The organism is Methyloversatilis sp., assembly GCF_051861465.1.
Lineage (GTDB): Bacteria > Pseudomonadota > Gammaproteobacteria > Burkholderiales > Rhodocyclaceae > Methyloversatilis.
In genome coordinates, this window is record NZ_JBHYCQ010000013.1 from 65,789 (window position 1) to 81,686 (window position 15,898).

The following is a 15,898-nucleotide window of genomic DNA, read 5'->3' on the forward strand; positions in this document are numbered from 1 at the left end:
AATCCGCCATGCCCACGCTGCTGCTTGTCGATGGTTCGTCCTACCTGTACCGCGCCTTCCACGCCATGCCCGACCTGCGCAATGCCCAGGGCGAGCCGACCGGCGCACTGCGCGGGGTCATCAACATGCTAAGGCGGCTGGCAAGCGACTACAAGGCGGACTACCGCGCCTGTGTGTTCGACGCCAAGGGCGCGACCTTCCGCGACGACTGGTATCCGGACTACAAAAGTCACCGTCCGCCGATGCCGGAAGACCTCGCGGCGCAGATTGCACCCATCCACGACGCAGTGCGCGCACTCGGCTGGCCGCTGTTGATGATCGACGGCGTCGAAGCCGACGACGTGATCGGCACCCTGTCAGCGCAGGCCACCGCGCGCGGCATCGACTGCGTCATTTCCACCGGCGACAAGGACCTGGCGCAGCTGGTGAACCGGCACGTGACGCTGGTGAACACGATGAGCGAGGAGAAACTGGACGAAGCCGGCGTGCTGGCCAAGTTCGGCGTCACGCCGGCCGGCATCGTCGACTACCTCGCACTGATCGGCGACAGCGTGGACAACGTGCCCGGCGTCGACAAGTGCGGCCCGAAGACCGCCGTCAAGTGGCTGCAGCAGTATGGTTCGCTCGACGACATCGTCGCGCATGCCGACGAAATCAGCGGCAAGGTGGGCGAAAACCTGCGCGCCCACCTCGGCTTCCTGCCGCTGGCGCGCCAGCTTCTGACGGTGAAGTGCGATGTCGAACTGCCGCAGCCGCTCGAGTCACTGACGTCGGACGGCGAAAACGCCGAGGCGCTGCGGCCGATCTACGAGCGCTATGGCTTCCGCGGCCTGCTGGAAGAACTGTCGAAGGGCCCGAAGAAGACGATCAACGCGCCGGCGCCGGCGGCCGACGCCACGCCGTCGGCCGAACCGGAAGGCAGCCATCGCACGCACTACGAAACCTTGCTCGACTGGCCGGCGCTCGAGCGCTGGCTGGCGCTGCTGGAGGGCGCCGCCGTGGTATCGCTGGACACCGAAACCACGAGCCTGGAGCCGATGGAGGCGCAGCTGGTCGGCATGAGCTTCGCGCTGGAAGCCGGCGTGGCCGCCTATCTGCCGCTGGCGCATTGCTACCCGGACGCGCCGGCGCAGCTGCCGCGCGACGAGGTGCTGGTGAAATGCAAGCCCTGGCTGGAATCGGCGGCGCACGGCAAGCTGGGGCAGAACCTCAAGTACGACCGCCACGTGTTCGCCAACCACGGCATCCGGCTGGCCGGCGTGGTCGATGACACGCTGCTGGAAAGCTATGTGCTGGACGCCGACCGCAGCCACAGCCTGGACGCACTGGTCACCCGCCACCTCGGCCTGAAGGTGATCAGCTACGACGAGGTGACCGGCAAGGGCGCCTCGCGCATCGGCTTCGACCAGGTCGCGATCGACCGCGCCACCGATTACGCGGCCGAAGACGCCGACGTGACGCTGCGCGTGCACGCGGTGCTTGCGCCGCGCATCCAGTCCGACGGCAAGCTTGCCTATATATATAGAGACATCGAACTGCCGGTGTCGCAGATCCTGTTCGACATGGAGCGCACCGGCGTGCTGCTCGACGTCGGCTCGCTGGCCGCGCAGAGCAACGAGCTGGGTCAGAAGATGATCGACCTGGAGGCGCGCGCCCACGCGGCAGCGAAGCAGCCGTTCAACATCAATTCGCCGAAGCAGCTGGCGGAAATCCTGTTCGAGCGCGAAAAGCTGCCGGTGCTCAAGAAGACGCCGAGCGGCACGCCGTCGACCGACGAGGAAGTGCTGTCGCAACTGGCGCTGGACTACCCGCTGCCGGCGCTCATCCTCGAATACCGCAGCCTCGCCAAACTCAAGGGCACCTACACCGACAAGCTGCCGCGCATGGTGCGCGCCGACACCGGCCGCGTGCATACCAGCTTCAGTCAGGCCGTGGCGGTGACCGGGCGGCTGTCGTCGGTCGACCCCAATCTGCAGAACATACCGGTGCGCACCGCGGAAGGCCGCCGTATCCGCTCCGCCTTCATCGCGCCGGCGGGTCACCGGCTCGTGAGTGCCGACTATTCGCAGATCGAACTGCGCATCATGGCCCACCTGTCGCAGGACGCACGTCTGCTGCAGGCCTTCGCCGACGGCGAGGACGTGCACCGCGCAACCGCATCCGAGGTGTTCGGCGTGCCGCCCGGGGAGGTCAGCAGCGAACAGCGCCGCTATGCCAAGGTGATCAACTTCGGCCTGATCTACGGCATGAGCGCGCACGGGCTGGCGAAGAACCTGGGCATCGAGCGCGCCGCCGCCGCGGGCTGGATCGACCGCTATTTCGCGCGCTACCCCGGTGTCGCGCGCTACATGGACGAAACCCGCGCGCTGGCGAGGGAGCAGGGCTGGGTCGAAACCGTGTTCGGGCGCCGGCTTCAGCTGCCGGAAATCCGCGCCGCCCAGGTCGCCCGCCGCCAGGGCGCCGAACGCGCCGCGATCAACGCGCCGATGCAGGGCACGGCCGCCGACCTGATCAAGCTGGCGATGATCGCGGTCTCCGGCTGGCTCGACCGCGAACAGCTCGGCACGCGGCTGGTGCTGCAGGTGCATGACGAACTGGTGCTCGAAGTGCCGGACGCCGAAATCGACCTCGTGAGGGAGCGCGTGCCCGCGCTGATGGAAGGCGTGGCCCAGCTGTCGGTGCCATTGAAGGTCGAAGCCGGTGTCGGCCTGAACTGGGACGAGGCGCACTGAACGGCGCGCGGTCAGCGTCCGCATCGCCTGCGGGGGCGGAGCGGGGGTTTCGGCGAGCAACGCTCGCCGCCCGTGGAGCTGGTCGGCCATGCAGGGCCGACCGTGGGATGGCTCCTACGAGAACCGCGACGGTTTTGCCCTTCGTAGGAGCCTGCCCTGCAGGCGATTCTGCCCTTCGAAATCGCGACAGCACTTGATCGGCGTACGCATCGCGGACAGGGTCCGCTCCGACCGGAAGCTCACCGGGCGTCAGGCACGCAAATGCTGCGCGAAGAAATCCAGCGTGCGCTGCCAGGCCAGTTTCGCGGCGCGCTCGTCGTAGCGCGGTGTGGTGTCGTTGTGGAAACCGTGCAGCGTGCCCGGATAGACATAGGTCTGATAGTTCTTGCCGGCGTTGACCAGCGCCGCGTCGTAGCGGGTGGCGCCGGCATTCACCTTTTCGTCCTGGTCGGCATAGTGGATCAGCAGCGGCGCCCGGATCGCCGGCACGTCTTCCAGCGGGGGCTGTGTGCCGTAGAACGGCACCGCGGCATTGAGGTCGGGCAGCTTCGTCGCGAGGAAGTTGGCAATGGCGCCGCCGTAGCAGAAGCCGACCACCCCCAGTTTGCCGTTGCCGAGGTCGTGCGCACGGAAAGCGAGCGCCAGTGACAGGAAGTCCTCGCGCGTCTTCTTCTGGTCCAGCTGCTGGAACAGTTCGCGCGCCATGTCTTCATTGCCCGGATAACCCCCGAGCGGAAACAGCGCGTCGGGCGCCAGCGCGAGATAGCCCTCGAGCGCGAGCCGGCGCGTAACGTCCTCGATGTGCGGATTGAGGCCGCGGTTCTCGTGCACCACGAGGACCGCCGGCAGCGGGCCGGTTGCCTGTGCCGGTCGTGCCAGGTAACCGCGCACCTTGCCGTAGCCGCCGCGCGTGGCGTATTCGACGTGGTCGGTCTTCAGCGCCGGATCGTCCGGCTTCACCTGCTGCGCCTGCGCGAAGTTCGGGCTCAACGCCTCCAGCAGCATCGATGCCGTCACGCCGCCGACCGCGAAACGGGCGGCTGCATCGAGAAAACCGCGCCGGTCGATGGCGCCATGCACGTAGCGGTCGAACAACGCCATCACCTCAGGTGCGAAATCCTTGGCTGTCTTGCGTTTCATGGTGAATCTCCAGCGTAGGCATACGGTGTGCGGGGCACGATGCACCGGGCCGCCTGCGGGTGCAAGCGGGTATCGCGCTGATCGACACCGATGTACCGCGGGAATTCCCCGATGTTGCAGCGGCGATACAGCCTTTGATGCATTTGGTATGTTTACATCGTCATATGGATATACTCCGCCGCTCCATTCCAAAGGAGTATCTGACGATGACAAGACCTTCGCTGCTGTGCAGTGCCCTGCTTTCGCTCGCCGCGTCGTCCGCGCTGGCCGGCGACTTCTATGTCGGCGCCTCGATCGGCCGCTCCAGCGTCGACATGGGTCGCAGCGAGACCGACGCAGCCCTGGTGTCGGCCGGTGCCACCGGCCTGCGTTCCAGCGTGGACGAGCACGACACGCACTACGGCTTGTCGTTCGGCTATCAGCTCAACCCCTATCTGGCGTTCGAGCTCGGGTATGCCGATTTCGGCAGCGCGCGCTACCGGGCCAGCTTCACCGGTGGCACGGCGCGTGCGCAGATCGACGCCCATGGCTGGACCGCATCGGTGCTGGGCATCCTGCCGGTCGGCGAGAAGTTCTCGCTGTTCGGCCGGCTCGGCGGCATCCACGCCAAGGTCGAAGTCGATGTTGACGTGACCGGCCCCGGCGGTGCAGCCGCCGGCACGGCGCAGGACCGCGACTGGAGCGGCCTGTACGGCGCGGGCGTCGGCTATGCGCTGACACCGTCCATCGGGCTGCGGGGCGAATTCACCCGCTACGAAAGCCTGGGCGGCAGCAACACCGGCAGCGGCGACGTCGACACCTGGTCGCTCGGCGCAATCTTCCGCTTCTGATCCGCCCGCCTTCGGTTCGCCGTTCATCCCCCGCCCCCAGCCTGCACGGCCGGGGGGTCCGCTGCGGTATGCTGCTCCGGCGCCCGGGCACCGGATGCGCGCGACGGCTGACGCCGTACGCCGGAACACAGACCGACAGGAGGAGACATGGCTTCAATCTACGCCGACGAACACCGCGCGCTGCAGCAGGAATTCGGCACCACGAAACTGGCCGACATGCTGGACCAGAACTGGATCCACGAAACGATCACCGACGAGGAGAAGGCTTTCATCGAAGGGCGCGACATGTTCTTCCTGTCGACGGTCGATCCCGAAGGCAATCCGACCGTGTCGTACAAGGGCGGGCCGACCGGCGTCGTGAAGGTGATCGACGCGCAGACGCTGGTATTCCCCGGCTATGACGGCAATGGCATGTTCTACTCGATGGGCAACATCGTCGGCCAGGCGCGCGTCGGTCTGCTGTTCATCGACTTCGAAACGCCGCACCGCGTGCGCGTCCAGGGCACGGCCGAATTCCTGCGCGACCACCCGCTGATGGCCGGATACACCGAAGCGAAGTATCTGGTGCGGGTCACCGTCACAAAGGTGTGGGTGAATTGCCCGCGCTACATCCACCGCTACAAGAAGGTGGACCAGTCGAAGTACGTGCCGAAGGCCGCCTGCGAAACGCCGCTCGCGCTGTGGAAGCGGCTCGACATGGTGCAGGACGTACTGCCCGGGCACGAGGTCGCGCGCGCCGAAAAGGAAGGCGTCATCACGCTGGACGAGTACCAGGTAAAGGTGGCGCGCGGCGACGGCTGAAAGACCTCTCAGTGCGCCCGGGGGCGTCACGGTGCAGGCATGAACCGGGGCGTCGCCCCCGGTGCGGCCGTGGTCCCACCCCCGGCTCCGGGCCTGAGCCACGACGGCACCTGGCCATAACGCCGCATGAAGGCGTCGCGCTGCTCGTCTTCTGTAAATACGAAGTCCATCATCAGCACTGACTGCTCATCTTCCGACAGCAGCGCCGTGATGCCCCGGGCGTCCCAGCTCCGGTAGAGCCTGAAGCCGTCGTCCGACAACCCGCCCGCGTCCCACCGCCCATATTTCGCGACCACGTCCTGCACCCTCAGCGGCGTGGTGGGCACCCATCTCACCCATTTCACGCGCAGCGCCTGGTCGTCGCCCTCGGCCGCCAGCAACTTCAGCGCATCGAGATCATCGGCGAACCCATCCGCGATCTCACGCCGGTAGTCCGGGCGTCCGTCGATGAACAGCACGAGGAGCTGGCCCTGAAGCGCGCCGCCGGTGAAGGAAAACAGCGCCTGCGACTCGTCGGCCCAGTCTGGTGCCATGCGCACGAGCTGCGAATCCGGGAAACGCGCCCGTACCTCGCCCAGCGAATCGAGCGGCCGGATGCCCAGATGGGTGTCGGCCAGCGCGCAGGTGCAGATGAGCCAGGCAACGGCGAAAAAGAGAAATGACTTCACGGACTTGAGCGATGAACCGGCGGACTGCGGATTATCGATCGCCGGGTGGCGATACCGGAAGCCCACCCTGGACCAGGCACGCGGTGGGACGGGCAAAGACGCTGGCCGTTCGGAAGCAGCGGGAATCGCTCGCCGTGGAACTGGCGAAGCAGACAATGAAAACGGGCCGGACTGTGAAGACCGACCCGTTCAGTGTCTGGCGCGCCCGGCGCGATTCGAACGCACGACCCCTGCCTTCGGAGGGCAGTACTCTATCCAGCTGAGCTACGGGCGCTAGGGTGTATCGAGGGCGGAGAGCCCCGGGGACTGACCGGAAAACACGATCAGAACGGTGCGAAGGATAGCGGCTTTGCCCGGACGCGTCCATGGCGCGCTGTTGCAGGTGAGGCGAAAGCCGTTCGCTGCCGCTATAATGGCGCGTTTTGTTTTCACCTGTCACAAGGTTTTCAAAGGAACGCACACCATGTCGGACGCGCACGAGGAACACGAGTCTTTCATCAAGACGCCGAAGCAGCTGGCGGCGGTCGTTGTACTGTCGTTTGTGGTGTTTGTGGGCATTGCAGTGCTGGTCGCCCAATTCGTGCTGTCGGGCTACAAGGGTCTTGACACGGCCAACCCCGAAATCATCGCCGCGGGCATCCAGCCGGTGGCGCGGGTCGAACTCGGTGAAGCGGATTCAGCCGCTGCGGGTCCGAAGACCGGTGTGCAGGTGTACAAGGCCGCCTGTGCGGCCTGTCATGACGCCGGCGCCGCAGGCGCGCCGAAGCTGGGCGACAGCGCGGGCTGGGCCAGCCGCATCGCGACCGGTCTGGAAGCGCTGGTGCATTCAGCGGTCAATGGCAAGGGCGCGATGCCGGCCAAGGGCGGCAACGCCGCACTGACCGAAGCCGAAATCACCCGCGCGGTGGTCTACATGGCAAACGAAGCCGGTGGCAAGTTTGCCGAGCCCAAGCTGGAAGACGCCGCGCCCGCTGCTGCCGCACCGGCTGCCGCCGCGCCTGCGCCGGCGCCGATGGAAGTGCCGGCGATCGCGGCCCCCGCTTACGATGACGCACCGGTTGCTGCGGCACCTGCACCCGTCGCTGCCGCAGCAGCGTCTGGCATCGACGGCCAGGCGGTGTACAACAAGGCCTGCGTCGCCTGCCACGCGATGGGCGTAGCCGGCGCACCGAAGTTCGGCGACAAGGGTCAGTGGGCGCCGCGTATTGCAACCGGCCTCGATTCGATGGTGGCCAACGCAATCAAGGGCAAGGGCGCAATGCCGGCCAAGGGTGGTAACCCGGCGCTGAAGGATGCCGAGATCAAGGCCGCCGTTGAAGTCATGGTGGCGGCAGCCAAGTAAGCCGCCCCGAAGCCACCTCGCTTCTGGAAAAGCCCGCCGCGACACGGCGGGCTTTTTTTCGTCCGCAAGGTGCCACCGCGCCGCGCACTCGCACCCACCTATGCTTTGGGCGTCGACGTGCCGCCCAGCAAAGCCTTCAGCGATTCCAGCCGCGCCACGTTGGCAGCGCGCTGTTCGGCTTTGGGCGCCGCGTCGGTGTTCGGGCGCTGGATGTCCTCTCCCATTTCGGCGATGAAGCGCGACGGCTCGCAGTCGCGCGATTCGCGCCCGCTGCGCCGCCGCTCGCAATAGCTCAGCGTCAGCGTGCGCCGTGCCCGCGTGATGCCGACATACATCAGCCGGCGCTCTTCCTCGATGCGCCCTTCTTCGATTGATTCGCGGTGCGGCAGGATGCCTTCCTCCAGCCCGACCAGGAACACGTGCGGGTACTCCAGCCCCTTCGACGCGTGCAGCGTGGACAGCTGCACCGCATCGCGCGCCTCGTCGTCGTCGCGCTTGTCGAGCATGGTGATCAGTGCGACGGTCTGCGTCAGTTCGAGCAGCGTCTTGCCGTCTTCCTCGCCCTTGCGCCCCATCCAGTCGACGAAGTCACGCACGTTGTTCCAGCGCGTTTCCGCCTCCTTCGGTTCGAATTGCTCGAACAGCCAGGTTTCGTAGCCGATGCCGCGCAGCAGGTCTTCCAGCAACAGACGGGGTGCTTCGGTGCGGGCGCGCCATTCGAGACGGTTGATGAAGTCGCCGAATTCGCGCAGCGGTGTGAGCGCACGCGCCGGTAGCGCGTGTTCGGCGCCGGTTTCGAACAGCGCGGCAAACAGGCTGACGTGACGCTCGCCGGCATAGGTGCCGAGCGCTTCGAGACTGGTGCCACCGATGCCGCGGCGCGGCGTGGTCACCGCGCGGATGAAGGCCGGGTCATCGTCGCTGTTGGCGACCAACCGCAGATAGGCCATCACGTCCTTGATTTCGGCGCGATCGAAGAAGGACTGGCCGCCGCTGACCAGATACGGAATCTTCTGTTCGCGCAGCGCGGTTTCGATGACGCGCGCCTGATGGTTGCCGCGATACAGCACCGCGTAGTCGCCGAACTTGCCGCGGTGTTCGAACTTGTGCGCGGCGATGCGCATGGCGATGCATTCGGCTTCGTGCTCGGCGTCGCGCGCCACCATGAGCGTGATCGGGTCGCCGCGCCCCATGTCGGACCACAGCTTCTTCTCGAACAGCTTCTGGTTGCTGGAAATGAGTGTGTTCGCGGCGGCGAGGATGCGCTGCATCGAACGGTAGTTCTGTTCGAGCTTGATCACCTTGAGCTTCGGGTAGTCGGTCTGCAGCGTGCGCAGGTTTTCCACGTCGGCGCCGCGCCAGGCGTAGATGGCCTGGTCGTCGTCGCCGACCGCGGTGAACGCGCCGCGGCTGCCGGCCAGCAGCTTCACGATCTGGTACTGACAGCGGTTGGTGTCCTGGTATTCGTCGATCAGCAGGTAGCGCAGCCGGGCCTGCCAGCGCGCCAGCAGGTCGGGATCGGATTCGAGCAGACGCGCGGGCAGGCCGATCAGGTCGTCGAAATCGACCGCCTGGTAGGCGCGCAGCGTGCGTTCGTATTCTTCATAGACGCGCAGCGTGATCGCCTCCGCTTCGTTGGTGACGAGCGGTGCGACGGCCGCGGGGGTCAGCAGCGCATTCTTCCAACCGGACATGCGCGACACCAGCGCACGCAGGCGCGCCTTGTCGGCTTCCTTCGAAATGTCCTGCACGACCGACAGGGCGTCGGACGCGTCGAGGATGGAAAACGTCGGCTTCAGTCCGGCCGCCTTCGCTTCGATGCGCAGCAGCTTGGCGCCCAGTGCATGGAAGGTCGATATGTTGAGCTGCCGGCCGGCGCGGCCGTCGAGCAGATGCGACGCGCGCTCCTGCATTTCCTTCGCCGCCTTGTTGGTGAAGGTGATGGCCGCGATATGGCGTGGCTCGATGCCGCATTCGTTCACCAGATAGCCGATCTTGCGCGTGATGACGCGCGTCTTGCCGGAGCCGGCGCCGGCCAGCACCAGCAACGGACCGTCGAGGTATTTCACCGCCTCGCGTTGCGGTGCGTTCATGTCGGACAGCATGGGGAGATCGCGTCGGGTGACGCTGGATACGGGGCAAGCCGATGTTAACCCGGTTATCCCGCCCCCCGGGTGCAGGACTGCATCCAGATACTGCTATCGCACGTAACATTTTTGCACTATCCAGTAAGGACCGGATCCATGGAGGCCTATCGGCACCCGGGGTCCGTTCATACCGTCTTCTGTCGTTTCACCCCTTCCGGAGGTCAGACCCATGAACAGGATTCGCCTTGTTGCCGCACTGCTTGCCGCCACCACCCTTGCATCGCCCGCCCTCGCCCAGGAAGTCGAATACTTCGCCACGCTCAGCGGCCCGGCCGAGGCGCCCCCCAATGAGTCGCCAGGGACCGGCAGCGTTACGCTGACACTGGATCTCGATCTGCGGACGATGACCATCGACGCCAGCTTCAGCGGATTGCTCGGTACGCTGACCGTGGCGCACATCCATTGCTGTACGGCCCTCGCCGGCGAAGGCACCGCAGGCGTCGCGACCCCGACGCCCACGTTTCCGGGGTTTCCGGCTGGCGTGACGTCCGGCAGCTACATGGAAACCTTCGACATGAAGCTGGCAACGAGCTACAACGCCGCCTTCATCACCGCGAACGGCGGCACAGCAGACAGCGCCTACAGCGCGCTGCTGGCCGGCCTCAACGACGGCAAGGCCTACCTGAACCTGCACAGTTCGGAATTCCCGGGCGGTGAAATCCGCGGCTTCCTTGCGCCGGTGCCAGAACCCGAAACGTACGCCCTGATGCTCGCCGGTCTTGGCCTGATCGGCTGGGCGGCGCGACGGGGCCCTCGCGCCGCGGCGTAGATGTCGGGACGGGGCGACCGTCAGGTCGCCCTGCCGCGGCGGCCGCTTATCCGCTTGCAGCGTGCGGCGCGCTTGGGTAGGGTTCGCGCCTTCATCGCCGTTCCTGCCTGCCGCACATGCTCCCCTCGATCGAACACCGCCTCGCCGCCGAACTGGGCGCGCGCCCGCAACAGGTCAATGCCGCCGTCGCCCTGCTGGACGAAGGCGCCTCCGTGCCCTTCATTTCACGCTACCGCAAGGAAGTGACCGGCGGGCTGGACGACACCCAGCTACGGCTGCTCGAAGAACGCCTTGCCTACCTGCGCGAGCTGGAGGAGCGGCGCGCCGCCGTGATCGCCAGCATCGACGAACAGGGCAAGCTCACGCCAGCGCTGCGCGGCGAAGTCGAGAACGCCGACACCAAACAGCGGCTGGAAGACCTCTACCTGCCGTACAAGCAGAAGCGCCGCACCAAGGCGCAGATCGCGCGCGAGGCGGGCATCGAACCCCTGGCCGACGCGCTGCTCGCCGATCCGACACTGACGCCGGAAGCCGAGGCGGCGGCCTACCTGAATATCGACGCCGGCTTTGCCGACACCAAGGCGGTGCTCGACGGCGCACGCCAGATCCTGATGGAACGCTTCGCCGAAAGCGCCGAACTGGTCGGCGCGCTGCGCGCGCACGTTGCCGAACACGGCATCGTGGTCGCCACCGTGGCCGACGGCAAGGAGAACGATGCCGACGCCGCGAAATTCCGCGACTACTTCGCCTACCGCGAAAAGCTGGCCGACATTCCGTCGCACCGCGCGCTGGCGCTGTTCCGCGGCCGCAACGAAGACGTGCTGCGGGTGAAGCTGGCGCTCGACACCGACCCGGAGGACGGCACGCGCAGCGCCGAACCCAACCCGTGCGAGCGGCGCGTCATGGTGCATGCCGGCATCCGCGACAACGGCCGCGCGGCCGACCGCTGGCTGGTCGAAACGGCGCGTTGGACCTGGAACGTGAAACTGTCGGTGCATGTCGAGCTCGACCTGATGAACGAGCTGCGCGCGCGCGCCGAACTGGAAGCGATCCGCGTGTTCGCCAAGAACCTGAAGGATTTGCTGCTCGCAGCACCCGCCGGGCCGCGCGTCACGATGGGGCTGGACCCCGGCATCCGCACCGGCGTGAAGGTGGCAGTGGTGGACGCCACCGGCAAGCTGGTCGATACCGCGACCATCTATCCGCACGAACCACGCCGCGACTGGGACGGCTCGCTGCATGTGCTGTCCGGGCTCGCCGCGAAGCACGGCGTGCAGCTGATCGCCATCGGCAACGGCACGGCCAGCCGGGAAACCGACAAGCTGGCGGCCGACCTGATGAAGTTGAAGCCCGAGCTCGGCATGACGAAGATCGTCGTGTCGGAAGCGGGCGCGTCGGTCTATTCGGCGTCCGAACTCGCGGCGAAGGAATTCCCCGGGCTGGACGTGAGCCTGCGCGGCGCGGTGTCGATCGCCCGCCGGCTGCAGGATCCGCTGGCCGAACTGGTGAAGATCGACCCGAAGGCGATCGGCGTCGGCCAGTATCAGCACGACGTCAGCCAGACCCGGCTCGCCCGCTCGCTCGACGCCGTGGTCGAGGATTGCGTGAATGCCGTCGGCGTCGACGTGAATACCGCGTCGGTGCCACTGCTCGCCCGCATTTCCGGCCTGAACGCCACATTGGCGCAGAACATCGTGGCACACCGCGACGCCCACGGTGCGTTCCCGTCGCGCAAGGCGCTGCTGTCGGTGCCGCGACTGGGCGAAAAGACGTTCGAACAATGCGCCGGCTTCCTGCGCATCATGAATGGCGACAACCCGCTCGATGCCTCGGCGGTGCACCCGGAGGCCTATCCGGTGGTCGAGCGCATCCTGGCCGACGTGAAGAAGAAGGCGCGCGAACTGATCGGCGACGCGGCGACGGTCAAGGCGCTGTCGGCACAGCAGTACGCCGACGAGCGCTTCGGCCTGCCCACCGTGCAGGACATCCTGCGCGAGCTGGAAAAGCCGGGCCGCGACCCGCGTCCGGAATTCCGAGCGGCGACCTTCCGCGACGGCATCGAACAGCTGAAGGACCTCGAACCCGGCATGCTGCTGGAGGGCGTGGTGACCAACGTGACCAACTTCGGTGCCTTCGTCGACATCGGTGTGCACCAGGACGGTCTGGTGCACGTGTCGGCCATCGCCAACCGCTACGTGAAGGACCCGGCCGAGGTGGTGAAAGCCGGCGACATCGTCAAGGTGAAGGTGGTCGAGGTCGATATCGCCCGCAAGCGCATCGCGCTGACCATGCGGCTGGGCGACGAGGTGGCACGCAAGCCGGCCGTGAAGGACGCGCGTCCGCCGGCCCGGCAGGGCGACGGTCGGCGCAGCGCGCTCAAGCAGGAGACGCCGGCGGCCAACAACGCACTCGCGGCAGCGTTCGCGAAGGCAACGAAACGCTGATCCCGGCGTCGCTCCGGGCGTCCTGCCTGACACGAAAATCATGAAGCTCCGGCGATTCCGGAACCTCATGCATTGAAGCAGCAAAGCCCCCGGCGCACGACGCGGCGCCACGCTTTCAATTGTTGAGGAATGTTAAGTGCTGCGCGGGTTTTCGGCCCATCAACGCATTTGGCGGCGTCACTTATCGCCACACCCTTTTTGTTAGCGCACTAACTCTTCGGGAGATTTTCCCGACATTTTTCCGTCGGGAGTTTCTCCCTGCCTCCACGCGCAGCCAGTCGGTAAAAGCGAGGGAAATAAACAGCTATCGATCGTGTAGGGAGCCGTCCTACACGTATTCCGATGAAACCCTCGCGTCCCCCGACATTTCGCCTGACCCCGGTCGCGCTCGCCCTGCTGAGCGCGAGTGCCGTCGTCTATGCGCAGGAAGCGCCGGTCAAGGAACTGCCCACGGTGGAGATCCGCGCACCGCGCATGATCACGCCGCTGCCGGGGGTGGTGTTCGACGAGCAGCAATCGACGTCGAACGTCCAGAGCCTCACCGGCGACGAGCTGCAGCAGTCCGGTGCGGTATCGCTGACGGAAGCGATGAACCTGCAGTTCCAGTCGATCAACGTCAATGACTACGCCGGAAATCCGTTCCAGCAGGACCTGAATTTCCGCGGCTTTGCGGCTTCGCCGCTGATCGGCACGCCGCAGGGCCTTTCCGTCTATCTCGACGGGGTGCGCATCAACGAAGCGTTTGGCGATGTCGTGAATTGGGACCTGATCCCCAACATCGCGATCCTGCGCATGGACCTCCTGCCCGGGTCCAATCCGATGTTCGGTCACAACACGCTGGGCGGTGCGATTTCGGTCAATACGAAATCGGGCTTCACCAGCCCGAGAGTGGAATTTTCCGCTCTTGGCGGTGCGTTTGGCCGACGCCAGTACCAGCTTGCAGCCGGTGGCAATTCGGGCCCGCTGGCCGGATTCTTCGCGCTCAACAAGTTCGATGAAGATGGCTGGCGAACCAACTCGCCGACCAGCGTGCGTCAGTACTTCGGCCGTATCGACATCCGCGGCAGGTCGACGGAAGCCACGCTCAGCCTGCTGAAAGCCGAAAACACCCTGGTCGGCAACGGCCTGATCCCGGAAGAACAGTGGCGTGAAAGTCCGAATTCGGTGTTCACGTCACCGGACGAGAACATCAACGACCTGAATCATCTGACCGGTCGCGTCCGTTTCGACATCAGCGAGTCATCGAGCGTCGCGCTGCAGATGTATCGCCGTGACCTGAAGCAGAAGGGCACGGGCGGCGACGTGTGGGACGACTTCGACCAGGGCGCCAGCGCGAACCGACTGGGCGTCAGTTGCCCGGACGGTTTCGGTTCGCCGAATGGCGCGCTGGACCAGAACATCGGACCGACCTACCCGGGGTGTGCCGGGGTGGCGCCGAACGGGCTGTTCAATTTCAGCCGCTCGGATCAACGCTCGGAAGGTGTCGCCCTGCAATTCACGCAGATCAGCGAAACACACCAGATCGTCGTCGGCAGTTCCTTCGACTGGAGCGACGTCGACTTCCGGCAGAGCCAGCGGCTCGGCTTCATCGATTCCGAACGCACCGTGTTCCTCGATCCTTCACGCGAAGCGGATCTGGGTCTGCTCGCGCTGAGCCAGGACATCACGCGGAACAATCTGACCGGGTCGAGCCGGACGGCTGCGCTGTTTTTCAGCGACACCTGGACCGCTGCGCCCAACCTGTTCATCACCTACGGCGCACGGCTCAGTTACTCGCGGGTCAAGAACGAACTGCAGTCGGACAAACCGATTCCGCTCTATCAATTCACGTCCAATTTCTTCAACAGCCGAGAACCCGTGTGCGGGACCCTGTCGGACGTTGGCGCTCGATTTCTTTGTTCAACGGGAGACTACGGCTACCGCAGCCTGAATCCGTCACTCGGCGTGTCCTGGCTGCCGGCGCAGGACCTCAACGTGTATGGCAACGTCAGCCGCGGTTCGCGCGTGCCATCGGTCATCGAACTGGGATGCGCACGCGACAAGACGCTCGAGGATCCGAACGGGCTGAATGACGGCAAGAATCTCGGCTGCACCATTCCCACCTCGCTGACCTCCGACCCTTTCCTGCCCCAGGTCAGGTCGCTGACGACCGAGCTCGGTCTCAGGGGTACCAGCCTGAACGGCCAGCTGTCGTGGAGCGCCACGGCTTACCGGACCGAACTGACCGACGACATCCTGTTCGTGTCGCTCGGCCAGCGCAACCGCGGCGTGTTCGACACCTTCGGCAAGACCAAGCGCGACGGTTTCGAACTCAATGTGAAAGGCAAATTCGGGCGCCATTCGCTGCGTGCCGGCTACAGCCGCCTGAATGCCACCTTCGAATCCAGCGCCACCATCGTCAATCAGTCGAACAGTTCCGCGGATCGTACCCAGGGGCGTGTGAACGACTTCGAAATCAATCCGGGCGATGTCATTCCGGGGCTCCCGAAACATTCGTTCCGCCTTGGCTGGAGCATGGATGTCACCAGCAATTTCACGTTCGGATTTTCAATGGTGGCGCAATCCTTCGTATTTGCGCGCGGCAACGAAAACAATGAATCGGAACCCGGCGGCACCGACCTGACCGGAAATGCACAGATCCCCGGCCTCGGAAAACGCTACGTCGGCAAGGGCAGGACATCCGGATTCGCCGTATTCAATTTCAATGCGAATTACCGCGTCGACAAGAATATCTCCCTGTTCTGCAAGGTCGACAACATTTTCGACCGCCGGTACACCACCGCCGGTGACCTCGCAGTCAATCCATTCACATCCGGATCCTTCGGCGCGCGGGATTCCTCAGGATTCAACTACAACTCCTTCGACTGGACGCATTCGCTTTTTGTCGGCCCCGGTGCGCCGCGCGCCGTGTGGTTCGGCCTCAACTACGCATTCGGGTCATGAGCCCCGGATCGTTTTCCATCGATCGGACAAGGATCGATTACAACAAGAGGCACAGCCGAACGCGCCATGTGTCCGCCGAGTC

General features: G+C 65.5%; 10 protein-coding genes and 1 tRNA gene. 7 read left to right on the forward strand and 4 right to left on the reverse strand.

The window, feature by feature from the left end; genetic code table 11:
• The first annotated feature begins 8 nt into the window (after positions 1 to 8).
• The gene (polA, locus tag ACTIFF_RS16350; RefSeq protein ID WP_439537785.1) at positions 9 to 2,732 is read left to right on the forward strand and encodes a DNA polymerase I; all 2,724 of its coding nucleotides are present in this window, start codon (positions 9 to 11) and stop codon (positions 2,730 to 2,732) included.
• Positions 2,733 to 2,981: 249 nt separating this feature from the next.
• On the opposite strand, the gene ACTIFF_RS16355 is transcribed toward polA, so the two are convergent.
• Complete coding sequence (locus tag ACTIFF_RS16355; protein ID WP_439537786.1) at positions 2,982 to 3,872, reverse strand: dienelactone hydrolase family protein; 891 nt, start codon at positions 3,870 to 3,872, stop codon at positions 2,982 to 2,984.
• 206 nt (positions 3,873 to 4,078) lie between these two features.
• Here ACTIFF_RS16355 and ACTIFF_RS16360 point away from each other — a divergent pair, with 206 nt between their 5' ends.
• The gene (locus tag ACTIFF_RS16360) at positions 4,079 to 4,702 is read left to right on the forward strand and encodes an outer membrane beta-barrel protein (RefSeq protein ID WP_439537787.1); all 624 of its coding nucleotides are present in this window, start codon (positions 4,079 to 4,081) and stop codon (positions 4,700 to 4,702) included.
• 147 nt (positions 4,703 to 4,849) lie between these two features.
• On the forward strand, positions 4,850 to 5,503 hold the full coding sequence (locus ACTIFF_RS16365) for a pyridoxamine 5'-phosphate oxidase family protein (RefSeq protein ID WP_439537788.1): 654 nt from the start codon (positions 4,850 to 4,852) through the stop codon (positions 5,501 to 5,503).
• 26 nt (positions 5,504 to 5,529) lie between these two features.
• Here the strand turns inward: ACTIFF_RS16365 and ACTIFF_RS16370 are convergent, their stop codons facing one another.
• Both ACTIFF_RS16370 and ACTIFF_RS16375 read right to left on the reverse strand, forming a co-directional pair.
• On the reverse strand, positions 5,530 to 6,237 hold the full coding sequence (locus ACTIFF_RS16370) for a hypothetical protein (RefSeq protein WP_439537789.1): 708 nt from the start codon (positions 6,235 to 6,237) through the stop codon (positions 5,530 to 5,532).
• A gap of 131 nt (positions 6,238 to 6,368) precedes the next feature.
• Positions 6,369 to 6,445, reverse strand: a tRNA-Arg gene (locus ACTIFF_RS16375).
• 189 nt (positions 6,446 to 6,634) lie between these two features.
• On the opposite strand from ACTIFF_RS16375, the gene ACTIFF_RS16380 reads away from it, so the two are divergent.
• Positions 6,635 to 7,513: a c-type cytochrome gene (locus ACTIFF_RS16380; RefSeq protein ID WP_439537790.1), complete on the forward strand. Its 879-nt coding sequence runs from the start codon at positions 6,635 to 6,637 to the stop codon at positions 7,511 to 7,513.
• 98 nt (positions 7,514 to 7,611) lie between these two features.
• Here ACTIFF_RS16380 and ACTIFF_RS16385 read toward each other — a convergent pair whose 3' ends face one another.
• Positions 7,612 to 9,618 (reverse strand): UvrD-helicase domain-containing protein, encoded by a 2,007-nt coding sequence (locus tag ACTIFF_RS16385; protein ID WP_439537791.1) that lies wholly within the window; start codon positions 9,616 to 9,618, stop codon positions 7,612 to 7,614.
• Between the two features lie 211 nt (positions 9,619 to 9,829).
• On the opposite strand from ACTIFF_RS16385, the gene ACTIFF_RS16390 reads away from it, so the two are divergent.
• The 3 genes from ACTIFF_RS16390 (at position 9,830) to ACTIFF_RS16400 (ending at position 15,816) form a co-directional block, all read left to right on the forward strand.
• Positions 9,830 to 10,429 carry a CHRD domain-containing protein gene (locus tag ACTIFF_RS16390; protein ID WP_439537792.1) on the forward strand — a complete coding sequence of 200 codons (600 nt, stop codon included), beginning with the start codon at positions 9,830 to 9,832 and terminating at the stop codon, positions 10,427 to 10,429.
• Between the two features lie 116 nt (positions 10,430 to 10,545).
• Positions 10,546 to 12,873, forward strand: coding sequence for a Tex family protein (locus tag ACTIFF_RS16395; protein WP_439537793.1), 2,328 nt, complete (start codon positions 10,546 to 10,548; stop codon positions 12,871 to 12,873).
• A gap of 342 nt (positions 12,874 to 13,215) precedes the next feature.
• Positions 13,216 to 15,816 carry a TonB-dependent receptor gene (locus tag ACTIFF_RS16400; protein ID WP_439537794.1) on the forward strand — a complete coding sequence of 867 codons (2,601 nt, stop codon included), beginning with the start codon at positions 13,216 to 13,218 and terminating at the stop codon, positions 15,814 to 15,816.
• Positions 15,817 to 15,898: the final 82 nt, after the last annotated feature.

What these genes read in the sequence shown, in the direction of transcription:
- polA (WP_439537785.1), top strand. Translation starts at nt 9, where the DNA reads ATGCCCACGCTGCTGCTTGTCGATGGTTCGTCCTACCTGTACCGCGCC.
- ACTIFF_RS16355 (WP_439537786.1), bottom strand. Translation starts at nt 3,872, where the DNA reads ATGAAACGCAAGACAGCCAAGGATTTCGCACCTGAGGTGATGGCGTTG.
- ACTIFF_RS16360 (WP_439537787.1), top strand. Translation starts at nt 4,079, where the DNA reads ATGACAAGACCTTCGCTGCTGTGCAGTGCCCTGCTTTCGCTCGCCGCG.
- ACTIFF_RS16365 (WP_439537788.1), top strand. Translation starts at nt 4,850, where the DNA reads ATGGCTTCAATCTACGCCGACGAACACCGCGCGCTGCAGCAGGAATTC.
- ACTIFF_RS16380 (WP_439537790.1), top strand. Translation starts at nt 6,635, where the DNA reads ATGTCGGACGCGCACGAGGAACACGAGTCTTTCATCAAGACGCCGAAG.
- ACTIFF_RS16385 (WP_439537791.1), bottom strand. Translation starts at nt 9,618, where the DNA reads ATGCTGTCCGACATGAACGCACCGCAACGCGAGGCGGTGAAATACCTC.
- ACTIFF_RS16390 (WP_439537792.1), top strand. Translation starts at nt 9,830, where the DNA reads ATGAACAGGATTCGCCTTGTTGCCGCACTGCTTGCCGCCACCACCCTT.
- ACTIFF_RS16395 (WP_439537793.1), top strand. Translation starts at nt 10,546, where the DNA reads ATGCTCCCCTCGATCGAACACCGCCTCGCCGCCGAACTGGGCGCGCGC.
- ACTIFF_RS16400 (WP_439537794.1), top strand. Translation starts at nt 13,216, where the DNA reads ATGAAACCCTCGCGTCCCCCGACATTTCGCCTGACCCCGGTCGCGCTC.